Genomic DNA, 19,149 nt, shown 5'->3' on the forward strand with positions numbered 1-19,149 from the left:
ATAAGTTGGCGATCGTGTCCCGCAACCTCACCGCCTACCGCGTGATGGCGACGATCGTCGGCGTGCTGCTCGTCGTGCTCTGCCTGGTAGGCGTGCCCCTCGCGAACTTCGACGGCTCACCCATGTGGGGCGTCTTCGACAGCACCCCGGCCTGGGTGACGACCGGCTCCGACGTCAACGAGCTCGGCGAGCTGATCACCACCTACCTGGGCGTCGCGCACGGCTGGCTCTACATGATCTTCCTGTTCAGCGCGTTCCTGCTCTCGCGCCGGGCTCGCTGGGACCTGCCCTTCACCCTCGTGACGCTGGTCTGCGGCACGATCCCGGTGCTGTCGTTCTGGGCCGAGCACCGCGCGACGCAGCGGGTGCGCGCCGAGCACCCCGAGCTCGCGCGCACCTGACTAGGGTCGTCGCATGACCACCGCCTTCGTCCTCGGCGGCGGCGGGGTCCTCGGCGCGGTCGAGGTCGGCATGCTCCGGGCGCTCCTCGAGCGCGAGATCGTGCCGGACCTGGTCCTCGGCACCAGCGTCGGCGCGCTCAACGGCGCGATGGTGGCACGGCAGCCCGACCTGGCCGTGGTGGAGCGGCTCACCGAGCTGTGGGCGGCGACCGCGCGCAGCCGCGACGTGTACGGCGACCGCCCGCTGCGCACGGTCCGCCGCGCCGTCACCTCCGGCACCCACATCTACTCCTCCGCACCGTTGCGGCAGCGGCTGGAGGAGGAGCTGGGCGACACCACCTTCGATGACCTGCCGGTGCGGCTCGGGGTCTGCGCGGCCAGCATTGAGCGGGCGGCGGAGCACTGGTTCACCAGCGGGCCGCTCGTGCCGGCGATCCTCGCGAGCGCGGCGGTGCCGGGGCTGCTCCCGCCCGCCGAGATCGACGGCGAGCACTTCCTCGACGGCGGCCTGGTGAACTCCGTCCCGGTCGGCAAGGCCGTCGAGCTCGGTGCGACCCGCGTGTTCGTCCTCCAGGTCGGCCGCATCGACCGTCCGCTGAAGGTGCCCACCCGACCGTGGGAGGTCGCCCGGGTGAGCTTCGAGGTGGCCCGCCGGCACCGGTTCATGCGCGACATGGCGACGATCCCCGAGGGCGTCGAGGCCCACGTGCTGCCGGCCGCCGGCACGTCGGCGCGCGACGACTCGCTGCTGGCCCACCGGGACTTCAGCACGGTGCAGGCCCGCATCGACGCGACGTACGACGCCTCCCGCCGCTTCCTCGACGAATCCCTCGGTCAGGGGTGAGCCGCACGTGAGCCCCGGTGTCTGGATCCTCCGCCGGCTGGTCGTCGCACCCGCGGTCATCGGGCTCACCGTCGCCGTGTGGGTGACCCTGCCGCTGTGGCTGCTCGGCACCGCCGCGCTGTCCCCCCTGCTGCCGGGACGGTGGCGGGCGCTGCGGCTGTTCTGGGTCGTGGTCGTCTACCTGACCTTCGAGTCCCTCCTGCTGGCGGTGATGCTCGGCCTCTGGCTGGCCAGCGGCTTCGGCTGGCGGATCCGCTCGCCGTACTTTGCCGGCATCCACTACGACCTGGTGCAGGGCACGCTGATCGTCTTCTTCCGCGAGGCCAGGCGCGTGCTCGCCCTCCGGATCCGCACGGACGGTCCGCACCCGCCGCGGGTGCCGGAGCGACCGGTGCTGGTGATGTGCCGCCACGCAGGCCCGGGCGACTCGTTCATCCTGATGTACGCCCTGCTGCACTGGTACGCCCGCGAGCCGCGCGTGGTCCTGAAGAACACCCTCGCCTGGGACCCGGCGATCGACGTGGTGCTGCGGCGGATCCCGTCCCGGTTCATCTCGCCCAACCCCGAGGCGGGTCAGGACCTCGAGTCGCAGATCGCCGCCCTGGCGAGCGGCCTCGACGACAACGACGCGTTCGTGATCTTCCCCGAGGGCGGCAACTTCACCGCCGCGCGCCGCGAGAAGGCCATCGCCCGGCTGCGCAAGCTCGGCCTCGAGCGGATGGCGGTGCGCGCCGAGGAGATGACCCACGTGCTGGCGCCCCGCCCGGGCGGCGTGCTCGCAGCGCTCGAGGCGGCACCCGACGCCGACGTGCTGATGGTGGGGCACACCGGGCTCGACCACCTGGTCACGGTGAGCGACCTGTGGCGTGAGCTGCCGATGGACAAGCAGATCACCATGCGGTGGTGGCAGGTGCCGCGCGACGAGATCCCCGAGGGCCGCGAGGAGCGGATCGACTGGCTCTACGGCTGGTGGGAGCGCGTCGACGGCTGGATCGAGGAGAACCGGGTGGACCCCTGAGCGGTGGTCCAGCCACCTTCGGGACGACGGGAATGTGGGTGCACCACCGCCCGGTCCCCGGACATGACTCGAGCGGTGGCCCAGCCACATTCCGCACGTCGGAAGTGTGGGTGGACCACCGCTCGAGGGTGGCGCGGGTGCTACTTCTTGTTCGACACGTCGTCGATGTCGATGATCTCGGCGGGCTCGTCCGGGGTGGTGGCGTCGTGCGCCTCCTCCACGGAGTCGCTGATCGCCTCGCCGGGAGCGCCGCCACCGACGTCGTCGGTAGCCGGCGGGTCGACGGTCACCACGTCGTCGGCGGTGACGTCGTCCGGCAGCGGGTCGGTCAGCGGGTCGGCGTCGGGGTCGACGGTCGTCGTCGCCGCGGTGACCGGCGCAGCCGCAGCAGCGGGCGTCGCCGGGGAGGCGGGCTTCGCCGGCGCGGGCGGGACGTAGGTCGACTGCCAGCCGGCGTCGGCGTCCTGCTTGGCACGCAGCTTGCTGAACACCACGCCGCCGAGGGCGAGCAGACCACTGATCAGCAGGAACTTCTTGAGCCGGCCGCCCTTGGGCTCCGGCTCGATCCCACGGAGCTCGTTGGCCTTGGCGACAGCGGCGTCGCGGGTGGACGCAGCCTGCCCGGCGGCGACCGCGGCCACGGACGAGGCGCGCTCGGCGGCCGTCGCGCGGTACTCGGCCAGGAGCGGGGCCGCCTTCTCGCGCGCCTCGGCGGTCTTGGCCGCGGCGACTGCCGCTCCGGCGGTGGCGGCCTCGGCGGCACGCGTGCGGCCCTCCTCGATCAGCGGCGTCGCCTTGTCACGAGCGTCGGAGATCGCGGGGCCGGCCTTGTCCACGGCCTGCTCCCACGCCTGCTCGATCTGCGGGATGACCGTCTCGGTGAACTGGTCCGAGAGCTGCTCGACGTAGTCGTGAGCCCGGTCCATCAGGGACTTCTTGCGGCCGAAAGGCATGCGGGACCTCCTCTTTCTGTGTCCCTCCATCTCACCATGCCCACCCTGAGGCGACCAGCCCCGTCCGGGTGGGGGACGCCCGCACGACGACCTGGTGCGGGGAGCGTGGGCCAGCGTGGCAGGATCGAGTCGCACCAGACCCCAGACTTCAGATGCGAGAGGCACATCCCATGGCCGACCAGAAGGCGACCCTCAAGACCAACCGGGGCGACATCGTCATCAACCTCTTCCCGAACCACGCCCCCGAGACCGTCGACAACTTCGTCGGCCTCGCCGAGGGCACCAAGGACTACCGCGACGACGCGGGCCGCACCGGGGAGAAGTACTACGACGGCCTCGGCTTCCACCGCGTGATCGACGGCTTCATGATCCAGGGCGGCTGCCCGCTCGGCACCGGCACCGGTGGCCCGGGCTACACGTTCAAGGACGAGATCCACCCCGAGCTCGTCTTCGACAAGCCCTACCTGCTCGCGATGGCCAACGCCGGTCCCGGCACCAACGGCTCGCAGTTCTTCATCACGCTCGGCGCCACCCCGTGGCTCAACCGCAAGCACACGATCTTCGGCGAGGTGGCCGACCAGTCGAGCCGCGACGTCGTCGACGCGATCGGGACCACCGCGACCGGCGCCATGGACCGTCCCACCGACGCCGTGGTGATCGAGTCCGTCACCATCGAGCGCTGACCCGAGCACTGACCCGGACCGCAACCGACCGACCATGACCGAGCCGTCCGACGGCAAGGCCGCGACCGGGGTGCCGCCGACCTGCTACCGGCACCCCGATCGCGAGACCTGGATCCGCTGCCAGCGCTGCGACAAGCCGATCTGCCCGGACTGCATGCGCGACGCCGCGGTCGGCTTCCACTGCCCCGACTGCGTCAAGCAGGCCAACAAGGGCTCGCGCCAGCACCAGGCGCTCTACGGCGGCGAGCGCAGCGCCGACCCGCGCCTGACGTCGTACGTCCTGATTGCGATCAACGCCGTCATCTGGCTGGCGATCACCGCGACGGGCGGCAGCTCGTCACGGCTCACCTCGCTGCTGTCGCTCTCACCGCTCGGTCGGTGCACGCTCGACGGAACAGGTGCGTACTACCCCAGCGTCTCCGACGCCCGCCTGTGCGCGACGGTGCAGAACACGACCTGGGAGCAGGGCGTCTCCGACGGGGCGTGGTGGCAGCTGGTCACCAGCATGTTCACCCACGTCGACATCTGGCACATCGCGCTCAACATGATGGCGCTCTTCATCCTCGGGCCGGCCCTCGAGCGCATCATCGGTCGCGTCCGCTTCCTGATGGTCTACCTCGTCGGCGGCCTCGGCGGCAGCGTGCTCGTGCTGTTCCTGTCCGACGCCACCTCCTCGACGCTGGGCGCATCGGGAGCGATCTACGCCGTGCTCGGCGCGCTCCTGGTGACCTTCCGCAAGGCGCGGCTCGACACCCAGTTCCTGATGCAGAACCTCCTCCTCGGTGTCCTGATCACCGTCGTCGGCTGGCGCTACATCTCGTGGCAGGGCCACCTCGGCGGCCTGCTGGGCGGCATGGCGGTCGCCGCGATCGTGGCGTACGCCCCGAAGTCGAACCGCTCGCTCCTCCAGTGGGTGGGGGTCGGCGCACTGACGCTCGGCCTCCTCGTCCTCGCCGGCGTGCGCGCGACGACGCTCGTCTGAACCTCGCTCCACCGCACAGCCCCCGCACCCGTCGTACGACGTGGTGGCGGGGGCTCTGTCGTCCGCCCGGTTACCCACAGGTGTGCACACAGCAGTGGACAACTACACCGGTGTAATTCTCCACAGGTGTTTTCCACAGTGTGGAGAACCGATCGCCTGTTCGAGCGATCCCCGGCTGACCGGGGATCGCTGAACATGTCGGCCCGTGCACGCCCTGACATGTTCTGCGAGAGCCCGACAAGTCCCCCCGAAATCGACTCGAGCGGTGAGAGAGACGCCTTCCCTTCCCCAGGAAGGCGCCTCACTCACCGCTCGAGGCGCGGGACCCGATCTCCACGCAGGATCACCGGGTCGAGGGAGAACCTACTCCCACTTGGTCGCGAAGCTGAACCCGACCGCCATGAACGCGATCCCGACGACCAGGTTCCACTGGCCGAGGTCGTTGAAGACCCACAGGTTGGAGAGGTCGTCGGAGAAGACGTAGAAGGTGCAGATCCAGATCAGGCCGACCAGGAAGCAGCCGAGCATCGCGGCCACGACGCCGCGGCCGCGGCCGAGGGGGGTCGAGGGGTGCGCGGAGACCATCAGACCGAGCATGAGGAGGCCGAAGCCGATGGCGTAGTTCCAGTCACCCAGGTCGGCGACGGCCTTCGGCGATCCCTCGACCGGCGGGAACGCGAGCGGGTTGCCGCGGGCCTGCGTGTAGTAGAAGACCAGCCAGCCGATGCCGACGACGATCAGGAGCAGGCTGATCAGGAACCTGATGGAGAAGCGGCTGGTCTTCTCCTCGGTGGCGATCGCGCTGGACTTCGACACTGCTGCTCCTGTGGCTGGGCTCGACGGTGGGGATGACGGGTACGACGTGGATGGGCGGGATGCACCCAACGGGGGGTTAGCGTAGTCGGCATGTCGCCGCAGCCCCATTCATCCCCCGGGCGTCGTCGCGCCTGGCGGGTGGCGACGCCGCTGGTCGTGCTGGTCAGCGGGACGCTCTTCGGCGTCAGCGCGCAGCAGAGCGACGGGCTCGACCTGCGCGGCGGCCGGCTCACCGACCTCGCCTCGGTCGTCCGCGCCGAGCGCGACGAGGCGGGTGACCTGACGGCAGAGGTCGCCTCCCTCAACGCCGAGGTCGAGGCGCTGAGCTCGGGGCTGGGCGACCGCTCGGTCGCGCGCGTGCAGGAGAAGATCGCGACCCTGGTCGACCCTGCGGGGCTGACCGAGAAGGCCGGCGCGGCCGTGCAGGTGACCCTCGACGACGCGAGCTTCGAGGCGCGCGCGGCCTACGAGGACGACCCCAACGACCTCATCGTGCACCAGCAGGACATCCAGGCCGTGGCCAACGCGATGTGGAACGCCGGCGCGGTCGCGGTCACCATCCAGGGCCAGCGGCTGATCTCGACGACCGGCATCAAGTGCGAGGGCAACCAGGTGACCCTGCACGGCCTGCCCTACTCACCGCCCTACGTGATCGTCGGCATCGGCGACCCCGCGCAGCTGCAGGCCGAGCTCACCATCGACCCGACGCTCGCGATCTACCGCACGTACACCACCATCCCCGGCGGCGGCGTCCTCTGGGAGATGACCGAGCTGGAGACGGCCGTCGCCCCGGCCTACACCGGGCTGCTCGACCTCACCTACGCGACCCCGATGCCGGAGTAGGTCTACTCGGCCACCCGGTAGGCGCGCCGCTCGGTGGGCGGCGGCGTGGTCGGGCTCTCGGTCGGCAGCGTCGGGGTCGCCGTCGGGGTCTCGGTCGGCAGCGTCGGAGTCTCGGTGGGGGTCTCGGTCGGCGGCGGGGGCTCTTCGTAGGCCGAGACGAAGATCGTCACCGTGCTGCCCTGGTCGGCGGTCCCGCCGGTCGGGATCTGGTCGACGACCGTCCCCTTCGGCTCGACCGACGCGGCGTCGACGCGTACGTCCGGGACGAACCCGGCCTCGAGGATGGCCCGCTCGGCCTCGCCCTGCTTGAGGCCGCGCACGTCGGGCACCTTGGACGGCCCGGCCGAGTAGACGACCACGACCGTCGTGCCCTCGGCGACCGCCGTGCCGGGTGCGGGGTTGGTGCTCAGCACCTGGAACCTCGCCTCGTCGGACTCCTGCTCCTCGAAACGCACCTCGAGGTTGGCCGCGACGAGCTGCGCGCGGGCCTCCTTGCGCGGCGACCCGACGACGAAGGGCACCTCGACCTCGGGCTTGCCGACCGAGAGCACGAAGCTCACCGACGACCCGGGGTCCCGGAAGGTGTCGCGGTTGGGGTCCTGCTCGATCACGGTGTCGGCGGGGACGGTCTCCGAGGGCTCCCGGTCGACCTCCCCGACCTCGAAGCCGGCGTCCACGATCGCGAGGCGGGCCTCGTCCTCGGTCATCCCGACGACGTTGGGCACCGGCTCGCGGGTGGGCGCCTCGTCGAAGAGCAGGTCGTTCATCAGGTAGGCGCCGAGCAGCAGCAGGACGACGAGCAGGCCGCCGAGGACCCACCAGCCGGCTCGGCCGCGGCGCGGCTCGTCCTGGCGCGGCGGCGGTGCACCGACCGCGGCTGCGGCCATCGTGGCGGTCGCGTCGGCGGGCGGGGCGACGTACTGCGTCTCCTCGACGGGTACGACGGCAGGTGCCTGGATCGGGTGACCGGCGAGGTAGCGCTCGATGTCCGCCTTCATCGCCGCCGCGCTCTGGTAGCGGTCCTCGACGCGCTTGGCGAGGGACTTCATCACGATCGCGTCGATCTCGGCGTCGAGCTGGTCGTCGAGGTCCGACGGTGGGGAGGCCTGCTCGCGGACGTGCTGGTAGGCGACGGCCACCGGGCTGTCGCCGACGAACGGCGGCCGGCCGGTCAACAGCTCGTAGAGCAGGCAGCCGGTGGAGTAGACGTCGGAGCGGGAGTCGACGGTCTCGCCGCGCGCCTGCTCGGGGGAGAGGTACTGCGCGGTGCCGACGACGGCCGCGGTCTGGGTCATCGTCGAGGAGGCGTCGGAGATGGCCCGGGCGATGCCGAAGTCCATCACCTTCACGTCCCCGGTCGGCGTGAGCATGACGTTGCCGGGCTTGATGTCGCGGTGGATGATCCCGGCGCGGTGGCTGTAGTCGAGCGCGGACAGCACGCCGCTGGTGATCTCGAGCGCCCGCTCGGGCAGGATCTTGCGGCCCTCGCGCAGGATGTCTCGCAGCGTGCGCCCCTCGACGCACTCCATCACGATGTAGGGCTGGGCGACGCCCGAGCCGTCGGTCGCCATCTCCTCGCCGGTGTCGTAGGTCGACACGATGGCGGGGTGGTTGAGCGACGCCGAGGACTGCGCCTCACGTCGGAAGCGGGCCTGGAAGGTGGCGTCGCTGGCGAGGTCGGTGCGCAGGCGCTTGACCGCGACCGTGCGGCCGAGCCGCAGGTCCTTCCCCTTGCGCACCTCGGCCATGCCGCCGCGCCCGAGGGTCTCGCCGAGCTCGTAGCGGCCACCGATCAGCGTCGGCTCCGGCTGCGTCATCCCTCGTCGCCCTCTCCCTCGTCGTCCTTCTGCTGCCCCGGCGGCGTCGGCTTGGCCTTCCCGTAGAAGCTCACCGACACCTCGTCGCCCTCCGCCAGCGTGCCGCTGGGCTCGACGGACACCACAATGCCCTCGGGCTGGTCACCGGCGTTCTCCAGCTCGACCGGTGCCGGCCGCAGGCCGAGGTCCCGCAGCTCCTTCTCGACGTCCTTGCGGTCGCGTCCGACGTAGGACGCGGGGTCGACCTCGACGGTTGTCGGCTCGGGCTCGGTCTCCGTCGGGGTCTTGGTCGGGGTCTCGGTGGGCGTCTCGGTGGGGGTCTCGGTCGGGGTGTCGGGCGGCGACTGGCTCGGCGTGCGGCTCGGGCTCTGCTCGTCGGTGGCCGACGTCGGCTCCGTGTCGCGGCTGCCGATCCAGACGGCGACCAGCACGGCGAGCAGGACGGCGGCGATGCCGACCACGAGGCCCCACGGCACTGCCGGGCGCGTGCGCCGCTCGCGCGGGGCAGCGGCCACCGGCTGCGCGGACGTCGCGGCGGCGGGCATGACCTGGGTGCCGTCGGCGACGACGGGAGCCACGACCGGAGCGACTGCGGTGGCGACCGCGGCCGATCCCGGCTCGCGCAGCGCCCGGGCGAGGGCCGCACCGTCGGCGAACCGGGCGGCGGGATCCTTGGCCATCGAGCGGCGTACGACTCCGGCGAGGTCGGCGGGCACCGACCCGGGCAGCTCGGGGACCGGGTTGCGGATGTGGGCGATCGCGGTCGCGACGGGGCTGTCGGCGGTGAAGGGCTTGCGGCCGGTCAGGCACTCGAAGGCGACGACGCCGAGCGCATAGACGTCGGAGGCCGCGGTCGCCGTGCTGCCCTCCGCCTGCTCGGGCGAGATGTAGGCCGGCGTGCCCATCACCTCGCCGGTCTGCGTGAGGGCCATCCCCTCGGCGGCGCGGGCGATGCCGAAGTCGGTGACCTTGACCCGGCGGTCGGGGGTGACGAGGAGGTTCGCGGGCTTGACGTCGCGGTGGACGATGCCGGCGGCGTGCGCCACGCCGAGGGCCTCTGCCGCCTGGGCGAGCAGGTCGCGGGCCGCCTCGGGGTCGAGGGGGGCGCCTGGCCGCAGGAGCGCCGAGAGCGGCTGGCCCTCGACGAGCTCCATCACGAGGTAGGGGCGCGGGGTCGACGAGCCGTCGTCGAGCGAGCTGGCGCCGTAGTCGTAGACCGACGCGATCCCCGGGTGCTGCAGCGCGGCCGCGTGCCGCGCCTCGGTCTCGAAGCGCTGCCGGAAGAGCGTGTCGTCGGCGTACTCGGACTTCAGCACCTTCACCGCGACCGGCCGGTCGAGCACGGTGTCGCGCGCGGACCAGACCTCGCCCATCCCGCCGGTGGCGATGCGGGACTCGAGGACGTAGCGGCGGGCCTCGTCGACGTGGCCGCCGGGTGCGAGCGCCGTCACGGGCTGATCACCGCCTCCATGATCGACTTGGCGATCGGGCCTCCGAGCGCACCGCCGCCGATCTCGTCGGGCGAGGTGTCACTCGACTGCACGAGGACCGCCACGGCGACCTGGGGGTCGTTGGCGGGGGCGAAGGAGACGAACCACGCGTAGGGCGGCCGGTCGCCCGACGACTGCGCGGTGCCGGTCTTGCCGGCGACCTCGACGCCCGGGATCTGGGCCGGGGAGGCGGTGCCGAGGTCGACCGTGGCCACGAGCATCTTCGTGAGCTCGTCGGCGGTCGTGCTCGAGATCGCCTTGCTGATGCTCTGCGGGTCGGTGCGGTCGAGCACCGAGAGGTTGGGGGCGCGGACCTCGTCGACGACGTAGGGGCGCATCACGTCGCCGTCGTTGGCGATCGCCGCGGCGACCATCGCCATCTGCAGCGGGGTGGCGGTCACGCTCGACTGGCCGATGCCCGACATCGCGGTCTGCGGGGCGTCCATGTCGCGCGGGTAGAGCGACTTCGCCTGGCCCCCGAGGTCCTCGAGCGAGGTGTCGTTGAAGCCGAACTTCTCGGCCTGCTCGGCCATCGCGTCGTTGCCGAGCTCGTTGGCGAGGGTGAGGAAGGTGACGTTGCACGACACCTGGAGGGCCTGGGTCAGGGTGATCCGGCGGCCGCCGCAGTTGCCGTCGTCGTAGTTGCCGATGGTCGTCTCGGACTGGGGCAGCTGGAACCGGAAGCCGCCGGGGACCATCGAGTCGGCGTCGTAGTCGCCCGACTCGATCGCAGCAGCGGCGGTGACGAGCTTGAACGTCGATCCCGGCGGCAGCGTGGTGCCGATGGCCCGGTTGATCAGCGGCTCGGACTCGTCGGCGTTGAGCTTGTCGCCGAACTGCTTCACGGCAGAGAAGTCGTGGGAGGCGAACCCGTTGGGGTCGAAGGTCGGGGTCGACGCCATCGCCAGCATCCGTCCGGTGCTGGGCTCGAGCGCGACGACGGCGCCCTGGGCGTTACCAGACAGTGCCTCGAGGCCGTTCCACGCGGCGTCCTGGGCAGCGCGGTCGACGGTCAGCTGGACGTTGCCGCCCTTGGGGTCGGTGTTGCTCAGCAGGTCGACCAGGCGCGTCACGAAGAGGCGGGAGTCGTCGCCGGCCAGCACGGAGTTCTGCGAGCGCTCGACGCCGGTCTGGTTGAACCAGGAGAAGTAGCCGGTGATCGGGGCGTACTTGAAGGGCTCGGAGTAGGTGCGCTGGAACTTGTACTTGTCGTTCGAGGGCACGCTGCGCGCGATGGCCTCCTTGCCCACCAGGATCGCGCCGCGTTCGCGGGAGAACGTCGCGGTGATGATCCGGCGGTTGCGCGGGTCGTCGGACAGGCTGTCCGCGCGGACGTACATCAGGTAGGTCGCGTTGACGAGCAGTGCCATGAAGAGCACGAGGCAGAAGACCGAGACGACGCGGATGGGCTTGTTCACCGCAGCTTCACCACCTGGGTCGACTCGCTGTCGTCGGAGGTCTCGTCGACCGGGTCGAGCCGCGGCGCGGGGCGACGGGCCTGGTCGGAGATGCGCAGCAGCAGCGCGATGATCACCCAGTTGGCGACCAGCGACGAGCCGCCGTAGGAGAGGAACGGCGTCGTCAGGCCGGTCAGCGGGATCAGGCCGGTGACGCCGCCGATGACCACGAAGACCTGGAGGGCGACGATCGAGCCGAGGCCGACGGCCATCAGCTTGCCGAAGCCGTCGCGGGAGATCAGCGCGATCCGCAGCGCCCGCTCCACGATCAGGCCGTAGCAGACGATGATCGCCATCACCGCGGTCAGCCCGAGCTCCTCGCCGATCGTGGAGACGATGAAGTCGGAGTAGGCGAACGGCACCCGCTCGGGGAAGCCGTTGCCCAGCCCGCGGCCGATCAGGCCGCCCCAGCTCTGCCCGAAGAGCGCCTCGACGAGCTGGTAGCTGCCCGGCGAGTCGTCGTAGTAGTCGAGCGGGTGCAACCAGAAGTTGAAGCGGTTCTGGACGTTGCCGACGAAGGTGTACGCCGCCAGCGCGCCGGCGCCGAACATGAGCCCGCCGACGACGAGCCAGCCGGGGCGCTCGGTCGCGACGTAGAGCATCGCGAGGAACAGGCCGAAGAAGAGGAGTGACGAGCCGAGGTCGTTCTGCAGCACCAGGATCATCATCGAGACGCCGAACATGGCCAGGATCGGCCCGAGGTCGCGCCCGCGCGGCAGGTCCACGAACAGCACGCGCCGTCCGGCCAGGGCCAGGGCGTCGCGGTGGAGCACGAGGTAGCCGGAGAACGCGATCACCAGCATCACCTTGGCGACCTCGCCGGGCTGGAACGAGAAGCCGGCGACGTTGATCCAGATGCGGGCGCCGTTGATCTCGCGGCCGACGACGGGCAGGAACGGCAGGATCAGCAACGCGATGCCGACCAGGCCGGCGGTGTAGGTCAGTCGCTGCAGGACCCGGTGGTCGCGCAGCAGGACCAGCGCGCCGATGAAGAGCACCACCCCGAGGGTCATCCAGGTCAGCTGCTGGCGCGCGAACGTGTGCTGCTCCTCGCCGAGCGCCTCGTAGGTGAGGTCGAGGCGGTGGATGACGGCGAGGCCGAGCCCGTTGAGGGCCGCGACGAGCGGCAGCAGCACCGGGTCGGCGTAGGGCGCGACGAGGCGCACGGTGATGTGTGCGGCGATGATCAGGCCGGTCAGCCAGCCGCCGTAGCCCACCATGTCGGCCGGGATGGCGCCCTCGACGCCGAGGCCGACCGCGGCGTACGCCCCGATGCCGACCGCGAGGGCCAGGACGAGCAGGAACAGCTCCGCGCCCCGGCGACGCCGGTGCACGAAGCCCATGAGGGATCCGGTCTGACTCATCGAAGCGCGCCCGTCAACCGGCCTCGACGTCCTGGCGCGCCGCGTAGTTGTCCACGGTCAGCCGGGCGTCGTCGAGGTCGTCGGCCTCGATGCCCTCGCGCACCGTCTCCGCGTCGATGTCGCTGAGGCGCTCGAGGTCGACGTCGGTGACCTCGTAGGCGTGGGAGAGGGAGATGCCGGGCAGGTCGGCGTCGATGCCCCGGAAGATCGTGACCCTGCCGTCCTGGTCGCCGACGTAGAACTGCTGCTGGCTCCACGACCAGCCGGCCGCGAGCACGATCCACGTGAGCCCGAGCAGGACCGCGGCCACCATGATCCGGCGAAGCCAGCCGTAGCGGCCGGGCGGGCGGGGTGCGTAGCGCACGGCCTCGGGGTCGAGCGGGTCGGCAGCGAAGGCGCCCGCCGGCACGTCCTCGCCCGGCACGGGCGGGATCTCGCCGGTGTCACCGGAGCGGTGACCGCGGAACAGGCCACCGACCGCGCCGGCGAGCGGCATCCTCCGGGGCAGGTCCGCGGCGGCCCCGACCAGCAGGGGCTGGAGGTCCTCGCCGGGCGCCTCCTCGGCGACATCGGCGACGATGCAGGTGACGTTGTCGGTGCTGCCGGCCTCCAGGCTGGCGCGGACGAGCTCGACGGCCGCGAAGTCGGGCGTGCCGGTGCTGAGGATGTCCAACATCTGCCCGTCGGAGAGCGTGCCGCACGCACCGTCGCTGCAGACGAAGACGCGGTCGCCGGCCTCGGCCGGGAACTCGAAGAGGTCGGGCTCCTCGTGGCGGATGCCGTCGAGTGCCTTGAGGATGAGGTTGCGGTGCGGGTGGGTCCGCGACTGCTCCTCGGTGATGCGGCCCTCGTCGATGAGCGACTGCACGAAGGTGTGGTCGTGCGTGAGCTGGCGCAGCTCGCCGCGGCGGTAGAGGTAGGCGCGGCTGTCGCCGATGTGGCCGACCCCGAACCGGTTGCCGTCGAACAGGACGACCGTCGCGGTCGTGGACGTGCCGTTGAGGGCGGGGTCCTCCTCGACGATCTCGGCGATCCGGTCGTCGGCGCGGTGCACGGCGCCGGCCACCTGGCCGAGGAGGTCCTCGTCGGGCTGCTGGTCGAGCTTGCGCAGGGCCTGCACGGCCGTGCTCGAGGCGAGGTCGCCGCGCACGGCGCCGCCGACGCCGTCGCAGACCGTGAGCAGCCACGGACCGGCGTACCCGCTGTCCTGGTTCTCCCGGCGGACGCGTCCGACGTCGGAGATCGCGGAGTAGTGGAGGAACATCACTTCCGCAGCTCCAGGATGGTCTTGCCGACGCGGACCTGGACCCCGAGGCCGATGGTGGTGGGCTGCGTGATGCGGACCGGACCGACGTAGGTGCCGTTGGTCGAGCCGAGGTCCTCGACGAACCACTCGTCGCCGCTCGCAGCGACCCGCGCGTGACGGGTCGAGACGTAGTCGTCGTCGAGCTTGATCGCCGCGTCGCTGCCGCGGCCGATCAGGAGCGGGGCGTCGGCGAGCTCGGCGCGGGTGCCGGGGTTCTCGCCCTCGACCACCAGGAGGTGGGTGGGCGCGCCGCGGCGGGGCTTCTTGTTGGCCTTGCCCCGGCGGCGCTCGGGAACGGGTGCCGCCCCGCGTGCCGTCTCGGGCACGCGGGCACCGAACATGTCGGAGCGGATGACCGAGATCGCGGACAGCACGAAGATCCACAGGATCGCCAGGAACGCGGCGCGGATCAGGAAGAGGGTCAGCTCAGACATTCCAGCCACCCGCCTCGTCGCGACCGCCGTCGATCCGGACGGTCATCTCGGTGTGCCCGATCTTGATCGTCGAGCCGTCGCGCAGCCGGGCCCGGCCGACCTTCGACCCGTCGACGAGGATGCCGTTGGTCGAGCCGAGGTCGACGGCCTCGACGCCGTCGACGGTGACCTCGAGCTCGATGTGGCGCCGGCTCACGCCCGGGTCGTTGATCCGGAGGTCGGCCTCGGTGCCGCGGCCGATGACCAGGCCCGGCGGGCGCAGCGGGTGGCGCGTGCCGTTGACCTCGAGCGTCGCGTGCGACGCACGGCTCCGCGTGCGCTGGTCGTTGTCGGTGACGCTGGCCTGCGCCTTGCTGCGGATCCGGAAGCGTCCGGTGGTGAGGTCGTCGGCCCCCTCGAAGGCGATCGAGATCGGGCCGGTGAAGACGTAACCCTGCGCGTCGGCGTGGTCCTGCAGCTGGTCGACGAGGTCCTGCTCGAGCGCGCGGCCGAGCCCGAGCATCCGCTCGAGGTCGGTCGCGGACAGCTCGACGTGGAAGTCGTTGGGCACCAGCCGTCGCTGGCGGCTCATCACCTGCGCGTTGTTGTCGCACTCGCGCTGGAGGGCCGCGGCGATCTCGACGGGCTGCACGGCACTGCGGAAGGCCCGGGCGAAGACCCCGGAGATCACGGACTCGAGACGCTGCTCGAAGCGCTGCAGGGCGTTCATGCTGGACCTCCTCTCCTCACGCGTTCTGGTGGGCAGGCTTCACACACCGCCCGGCCGGTGCCGACGAGCGTACCGGCCGGTCGGGTCGGTGCGACGGTGCCGCCCCGCCGTGGGGGTGGCGGCAGATCGCGGTGGGAGCGGCACCGGGGGTGCGATGTGCCGCCACCACCGGGGGCGCGGGCGTGGGGGTGGCGGCAGGTTGCACGGGACGGTGCGTCGGGGGTGCAATGTTCCTCCACCCCCCGGGGTCGGCCGGCGCGCTCAGCCGATTGGGATGGGCCCAAACCGGTGGGGTAGCCTGAGCCCGCTTCACGCGCGAGTGGCGGAACGGCAGACGCGCTGCGTTCAGGTCGCAGTGTCCGAAAGGGCGTGGGGGTTCAAATCCCCCCTCGCGCACCACCACCTCGAAGGCCCCGGACAGTGTCCGGGGCCTTCGGTGTTTCGTGCTCTGTCATCCTCGGCACATGGCCCCGACCGAGGACGAGAAGTGGCTCGTCGTCGACGGCCGGCGCTGGCGACGTCAGGACCCCGCCATCCCCGAGGCGGAGCTCGCCCGGCTGACGTCCCACCTCGGCCGTGGCCGCTCGGGCGTCCGCACCGCGGCGGACGACGCCGAGCTGGCTGCCACCCGGCACCGCACCCAGCTGGCCAAGGTCGGGCTCGGCGAGCGCGGCACGCCGTGGTGGGAGCAGAGCGACGACGAGCGGCGTGAGCGCTTGGAGTCGGCGCTGGCCGAGCTCGACGCCCTGGACCGCGGAGACGGCTGATGGACGTCCACGACTACCGCGCTGCGCGCCACCGGCGGCTCGTCGAGATCGCGATCGAGCTCGGCGTGCCGGCGGACGGGGCAGCAGCGGTGGTCGATCGCGTCATCGAGGACCAGCGACGCCGCATCGCCCGGTCGGCGGACCCCGACGAGGTCGTCGTACCCGCTCTGCGCGAAGCCGTGCTCGGCGGACGGTCTCGTGGCCCCTCGCTCGCCGTCGCTGCGCTGGTGGCCGTCGTCGCGGCGGCGTTCGCGGTCACGGTCCTGGCCGGTCCGCCGGACCGCGAGGAGGTCGAGCAGACGGTCGCGACGGTGCCGTCCCTGATCGGCCTCACCTCCACCGAGGCCGTCAGCGCGCTGGGGAGCGCCGGCATCGAGACGCGGGTCGACCCGGTGCCCCAGTGCGACCCGGCCGGCCAGGTGCTGGGGTCCGTGCCGCCCTCCGGTGACACCGTCCGGCCCGACGAGGTGGTGACGGTCATCGCGACGGCGACCCCGACGTGGAGCTGCCCGGCCGACGCGGCGGGTCGGGCCCAGGCGTGGGCGTTCCTGCGGTTCCTCGTCTCCGGATCGGGCCGTCCGCGCCTGGCGCCCGAGGTGCGGCTCTACGTCGACGGGCAGGCGGCAGGCACCGCCGACGGCACCCAGGCGTCCACCTCGCCCAGCTGGCGCCGGCGCGTGCGGGACCCCGTCGTGGCCCAGGCCGCGCGGCCCGTGTCCAACGACCTCGGGCAGCCGGTCGTCTCGATCACGACCGGCCCGCCTCCGCCGACCACGTGCGGTCGGCCCACGCCGGTCCCGTCCGACGTGATCGCGGCCCCGACCCGGGTGGTGCTCACCGCCGACGGCTCCGACGACGGGGAGCAGGGGCAGGAGTGCCAGCTCACGCTCGACCTCTACGAGGACGCCGACGGGGCGATCACGGTCGTCTCGGTGACCGTGCCCGGTGGGGTCGGTATCGGTCCGCCGCCCTGGGTGCTGACCCGCGACGACCTCGACGCGCTCGACACCGCTGACGAGTGACCGGGGAGCCCGCTGGCATGCTCGGTGGGTGAGCCAGCAAGCACCCCAGCCCTCCGCAGCGAGCCTCGCCGAACCGATGCGGTCGCGCTGGAGCGCGAGCGTGTACGACGCCGCGCACCGGTTGAGCGGCAGCGAGATCGAGACCCTGCTGCACGCCGCGCAGTGGGCGCCGAGCGCGGGCAACAGCCAGCCGTGGCTGTTCTTCGTCTGCGTCCCGGGGACGGCCAACCACGACCGCCTGGTCGCGACGCTGAGCCGCGGCAACTCCGGCTGGGTGCCCCGGGCGTCGGTGGTCTTCCTGACCGCGGCCCACGTGCGCACCGGTGAGGAGCCCGGTGCACCGGCGTTCAGCGACTACGCGCTCCACGACGTCGGCCAGGCCGCGGCCCACCTCACCCTGCAGGCGCGGGCGATGGGGCTGCACGCCCACCAGTTCGCCGGGTTCGACCACGACGCCCTCGCCCACGCGCTCGGCGTACCCCCCACCCACCAGCTGCTCACCGGCATCGCGGTCGGGGTGCCGGGCGATCCGGGCGACGTCGACGAACGCACCGCCGCCCGCGACCACCGCGACCGGGTGCGCAAGCCGCTCGCGGAGTGGGCGTTCGGGGGAGGGTTCGGAGAAGGTTGGGTGGCAGACTCGGGAGCATGACGACTCTCTCCGACTTCTCGGCTCCTGCCATCGACGGCACGGACACGGACCTCTCGCAGTACGACGGCAAGGTCGTGCTCGTCGTGAACACCGCCTCTCAGTGCGGGTTCACCGGCCAGTACAAGGGCCTGCAGCAGCTGCACGACACCTACGCGGACCAGGGTCTCGTCGTGCTCGGCTTCCCGTGCGACCAGTTCGGCAACCAGGAGCCCGGCAACGAGGCGGAGATCTCCGACTTCTGCGAGCGCAACTTCGGCGTGACGTTCCCGCTGTTCTCCAAGGTCGACGTCAACGGCGACGAAGCGCACCCGCTCTTCGACTGGCTGAAGGACTCCAAGGGCGGCATGCTCGGCAGCAAGATCAAGTGGAACTTCACCAAGTTCCTCGTCGGTCGCGACGGCCAGGTGATCAGCCGCTACGCGCCGACCACCGAGCCGGAGAAGCTGAGCAAGGACATCGAGAAGGCGCTGTGAGGCGGGCCGGCGTCCTCGTCGCGGCGATCGTCGCTGCGGTGGTGGCGTCGGCTGCCCCGTCGACGGCGAGTGGTTTCCAGGCTCGCTCCGCTCGCACCTCGACCAACGAGGGATCCGCCCGCACCTCGACCACCGAGGTGAAGGCGGGCGGCACCGTCGTCGGCACCGGCACGCCCGGCTCGTGCACCTCACGCGCGGTCGTACGTGCAGTGGCGAAGGGCGGCGTGATCACCTTCGACTGCGGCCCGCAGCCGGTCACGATCGCGATGAAGAAGACGGCGAAGGTCGTCAACACGTCCGCGAAGGTCGTGCTCGACGGCGGCGGGCTCGTCACGCTGAGCGGCCAGGGCCAGCGGCGGATCCTCTACCTGAACACGTGCGACCGGGCGCAGGTCTGGACGACGTCGCACTGCAACGACCAGGCCGAGCCGCAGCTCGTGGTCAAGCGGATGCGGTTCACCGCCGGCAACTCGACGGGCGAGACCGTCGACGGCGGTGGCGGCGGCGCGATCTTCGCGCGGGGCGGCCGGCTGAAGATCCTCGACTCGACCTTCACGAACAACCGCTGCGACCGGACCGGCCCCGACCTCGGCGGTGGCGCCGTCCGCGTCCTCGACCAGTACGCCGACCGCGCGGTGGTCGTCCGGCGCTCGACCTTCACCGGTGGGCGGTGCAGCAACGGCTCGGCGCTGAGCAGCATCGGCGTCTCGTGGCGGATCACCTCCTCGAGCTTCACCGACAACCGCGCGGTGGGTCGCGGCGCGAACCCCCAGCGCGCCGGCACGCCGGGCGGAGGATCGGGCGGCGCGATCTACCTGGACGGAAACGCGATCCACCTGCGCATCGAGGACTCGACGATCACCGGCAACCACGCCCGCGAGGGCGGCGGCGCGATCTTCTTCGTCTCCAACGACCGCACCGGCACGCTGACCATCGACGGCTCGCGGCTCGTCGACAATCCGAGCGAGGGCTTCGAGACGCTGCCCGGGATCTTCTTCCTCGGCGCGAGCCGGACGATCACCGACAGCACTGTGAGCTAGATGTTCTGTCCAGGCACGTTGGGCACGAGGTCGATGGGTGATTTGCCCTTGAGCGAGGTGTGTCCGCGGTGGTGATTG

The 19,149-nt window shown here is 71.6% G+C and carries 20 protein-coding genes and 1 tRNA gene; 12 read left to right on the forward strand and 9 right to left on the reverse strand.

All coding sequences use genetic code 11. The annotated features are described in order from the left end of the window. Positions 1-14 precede the first annotated feature (14 nt). The 3 genes from EUA06_RS20335 to EUA06_RS20345 are packed head-to-tail and all read left to right on the forward strand — an operon-like array spanning position 15 to position 2,263. On the forward strand, positions 15-401 hold the full coding sequence (locus tag EUA06_RS20335; RefSeq protein WP_129479186.1) for a DUF3817 domain-containing protein: 387 nt from the start codon (positions 15-17) through the stop codon (positions 399-401). Between the two features lie 13 nt (positions 402-414). Next, entirely contained in the window at positions 415-1,245 is an 831-nt protein-coding gene (locus EUA06_RS20340) for a patatin-like phospholipase family protein (protein ID WP_129479188.1), read from the forward strand. A gap of 7 nt (positions 1,246-1,252) precedes the next feature. Further along, positions 1,253-2,263, forward strand: a complete 1,011-nt coding sequence (locus EUA06_RS20345) for a lysophospholipid acyltransferase family protein (protein WP_129479190.1) — start codon at positions 1,253-1,255, stop codon at positions 2,261-2,263. A 140-nt stretch (positions 2,264-2,403) separates the two neighbouring features. Here the strand turns inward: EUA06_RS20345 and EUA06_RS20350 are convergent, their stop codons facing one another. Continuing rightward, positions 2,404-3,216 (reverse strand): hypothetical protein, encoded by an 813-nt coding sequence (locus EUA06_RS20350; protein ID WP_129479192.1) that lies wholly within the window; start codon positions 3,214-3,216, stop codon positions 2,404-2,406. A gap of 170 nt (positions 3,217-3,386) precedes the next feature. Here EUA06_RS20350 and EUA06_RS20355 point away from each other — a divergent pair, with 170 nt between their 5' ends. Both EUA06_RS20355 and EUA06_RS20360 read left to right on the forward strand, forming a co-directional pair. Beyond that, the gene (locus EUA06_RS20355; RefSeq protein ID WP_129479194.1) at positions 3,387-3,899 is read left to right on the forward strand and encodes a peptidylprolyl isomerase; all 513 of its coding nucleotides are present in this window, start codon (positions 3,387-3,389) and stop codon (positions 3,897-3,899) included. Between the two features lie 34 nt (positions 3,900-3,933). Beyond that, positions 3,934-4,881, forward strand: coding sequence for a rhomboid family intramembrane serine protease (locus EUA06_RS20360; RefSeq protein WP_129479196.1), 948 nt, complete (start codon positions 3,934-3,936; stop codon positions 4,879-4,881). A 363-nt stretch (positions 4,882-5,244) separates the two neighbouring features. Here the strand turns inward: EUA06_RS20360 and EUA06_RS20365 are convergent, their stop codons facing one another. Next, entirely contained in the window at positions 5,245-5,697 is a 453-nt protein-coding gene (locus EUA06_RS20365; RefSeq protein WP_242498278.1) for a cell division protein CrgA, read from the reverse strand. 90 nt (positions 5,698-5,787) lie between these two features. On the opposite strand from EUA06_RS20365, the gene EUA06_RS20370 reads away from it, so the two are divergent. After that, the gene (locus EUA06_RS20370; protein WP_129479200.1) at positions 5,788-6,540 is read left to right on the forward strand and encodes a DUF881 domain-containing protein; all 753 of its coding nucleotides are present in this window, start codon (positions 5,788-5,790) and stop codon (positions 6,538-6,540) included. Between the two features lie 2 nt (positions 6,541-6,542). Here EUA06_RS20370 and pknB read toward each other — a convergent pair whose 3' ends face one another. From pknB to EUA06_RS20405, 7 genes are read right to left on the reverse strand one after another with little or no spacing between them, the layout of a single operon-like run. After that, entirely contained in the window at positions 6,543-8,357 is a 1,815-nt protein-coding gene (gene pknB / locus EUA06_RS20375) for a Stk1 family PASTA domain-containing Ser/Thr kinase (protein WP_129479202.1), read from the reverse strand. Then, positions 8,354-9,808, reverse strand: a complete 1,455-nt coding sequence (locus tag EUA06_RS20380) for a serine/threonine protein kinase (RefSeq protein ID WP_129479204.1) — start codon at positions 9,806-9,808, stop codon at positions 8,354-8,356. Before EUA06_RS20380 ends, pknB begins: the two co-directional genes overlap by 4 nt. Further along, positions 9,805-11,265: a peptidoglycan D,D-transpeptidase FtsI family protein gene (locus tag EUA06_RS20385; RefSeq protein ID WP_129479206.1), complete on the reverse strand. Its 1,461-nt coding sequence runs from the start codon at positions 11,263-11,265 to the stop codon at positions 9,805-9,807. Before EUA06_RS20385 ends, EUA06_RS20380 begins: the two co-directional genes overlap by 4 nt. Next, positions 11,262-12,668 (reverse strand): FtsW/RodA/SpoVE family cell cycle protein, encoded by a 1,407-nt coding sequence (locus EUA06_RS20390; protein WP_129479208.1) that lies wholly within the window; start codon positions 12,666-12,668, stop codon positions 11,262-11,264. The genes EUA06_RS20385 and EUA06_RS20390 overlap by 4 nt, the downstream gene beginning before the upstream one ends. 13 nt (positions 12,669-12,681) lie before the next feature. After that, a complete protein-coding gene (locus EUA06_RS20395) occupies positions 12,682-13,932 on the reverse strand; it encodes a PP2C family protein-serine/threonine phosphatase (protein ID WP_129479236.1) in 1,251 nt (416 codons plus the stop codon). Then, positions 13,932-14,408, reverse strand: coding sequence for an FHA domain-containing protein FhaB/FipA (locus EUA06_RS20400; RefSeq protein WP_129479210.1), 477 nt, complete (start codon positions 14,406-14,408; stop codon positions 13,932-13,934). Before EUA06_RS20400 ends, EUA06_RS20395 begins: the two co-directional genes overlap by 1 nt. Beyond that, complete coding sequence (locus EUA06_RS20405; RefSeq protein ID WP_129479212.1) at positions 14,401-15,117, reverse strand: FhaA domain-containing protein; 717 nt, start codon at positions 15,115-15,117, stop codon at positions 14,401-14,403. Before EUA06_RS20405 ends, EUA06_RS20400 begins: the two co-directional genes overlap by 8 nt. Positions 15,118-15,430: 313 nt before the next feature. Between EUA06_RS20405 and EUA06_RS20410 the strand changes: the two genes are divergently transcribed. From EUA06_RS20410 to EUA06_RS20435, 6 genes are all read left to right on the forward strand, one after another. Beyond that, positions 15,431-15,516 (forward strand) — tRNA-Leu (locus tag EUA06_RS20410). Between the two features lie 65 nt (positions 15,517-15,581). Continuing rightward, complete coding sequence (locus EUA06_RS20415) at positions 15,582-15,884, forward strand: biopolymer transporter Tol (protein ID WP_129479214.1); 303 nt, start codon at positions 15,582-15,584, stop codon at positions 15,882-15,884. Then, a complete protein-coding gene (locus EUA06_RS20420) occupies positions 15,884-16,906 on the forward strand; it encodes a PASTA domain-containing protein (RefSeq protein WP_129479216.1) in 1,023 nt (340 codons plus the stop codon). The genes EUA06_RS20415 and EUA06_RS20420 overlap by 1 nt, the downstream gene beginning before the upstream one ends. Positions 16,907-16,934: 28 nt before the next feature. After that, positions 16,935-17,558, forward strand: a complete 624-nt coding sequence (locus tag EUA06_RS20425; protein ID WP_242498279.1) for a nitroreductase family protein — start codon at positions 16,935-16,937, stop codon at positions 17,556-17,558. Next, a complete protein-coding gene (locus EUA06_RS20430) occupies positions 17,555-18,031 on the forward strand; it encodes a glutathione peroxidase (protein ID WP_129479218.1) in 477 nt (158 codons plus the stop codon). The genes EUA06_RS20425 and EUA06_RS20430 overlap by 4 nt, the downstream gene beginning before the upstream one ends. Further along, positions 18,028-19,071 (forward strand): right-handed parallel beta-helix repeat-containing protein, encoded by a 1,044-nt coding sequence (locus EUA06_RS20435; protein ID WP_207208463.1) that lies wholly within the window; start codon positions 18,028-18,030, stop codon positions 19,069-19,071. The genes EUA06_RS20430 and EUA06_RS20435 overlap by 4 nt, the downstream gene beginning before the upstream one ends. Positions 19,072-19,149 lie beyond the last annotated feature (78 nt).

The sequence above is a fragment of the Nocardioides glacieisoli genome, from assembly GCF_004137245.1.
Classification (GTDB): domain Bacteria; phylum Actinomycetota; class Actinomycetes; order Propionibacteriales; family Nocardioidaceae; genus Nocardioides; species Nocardioides glacieisoli.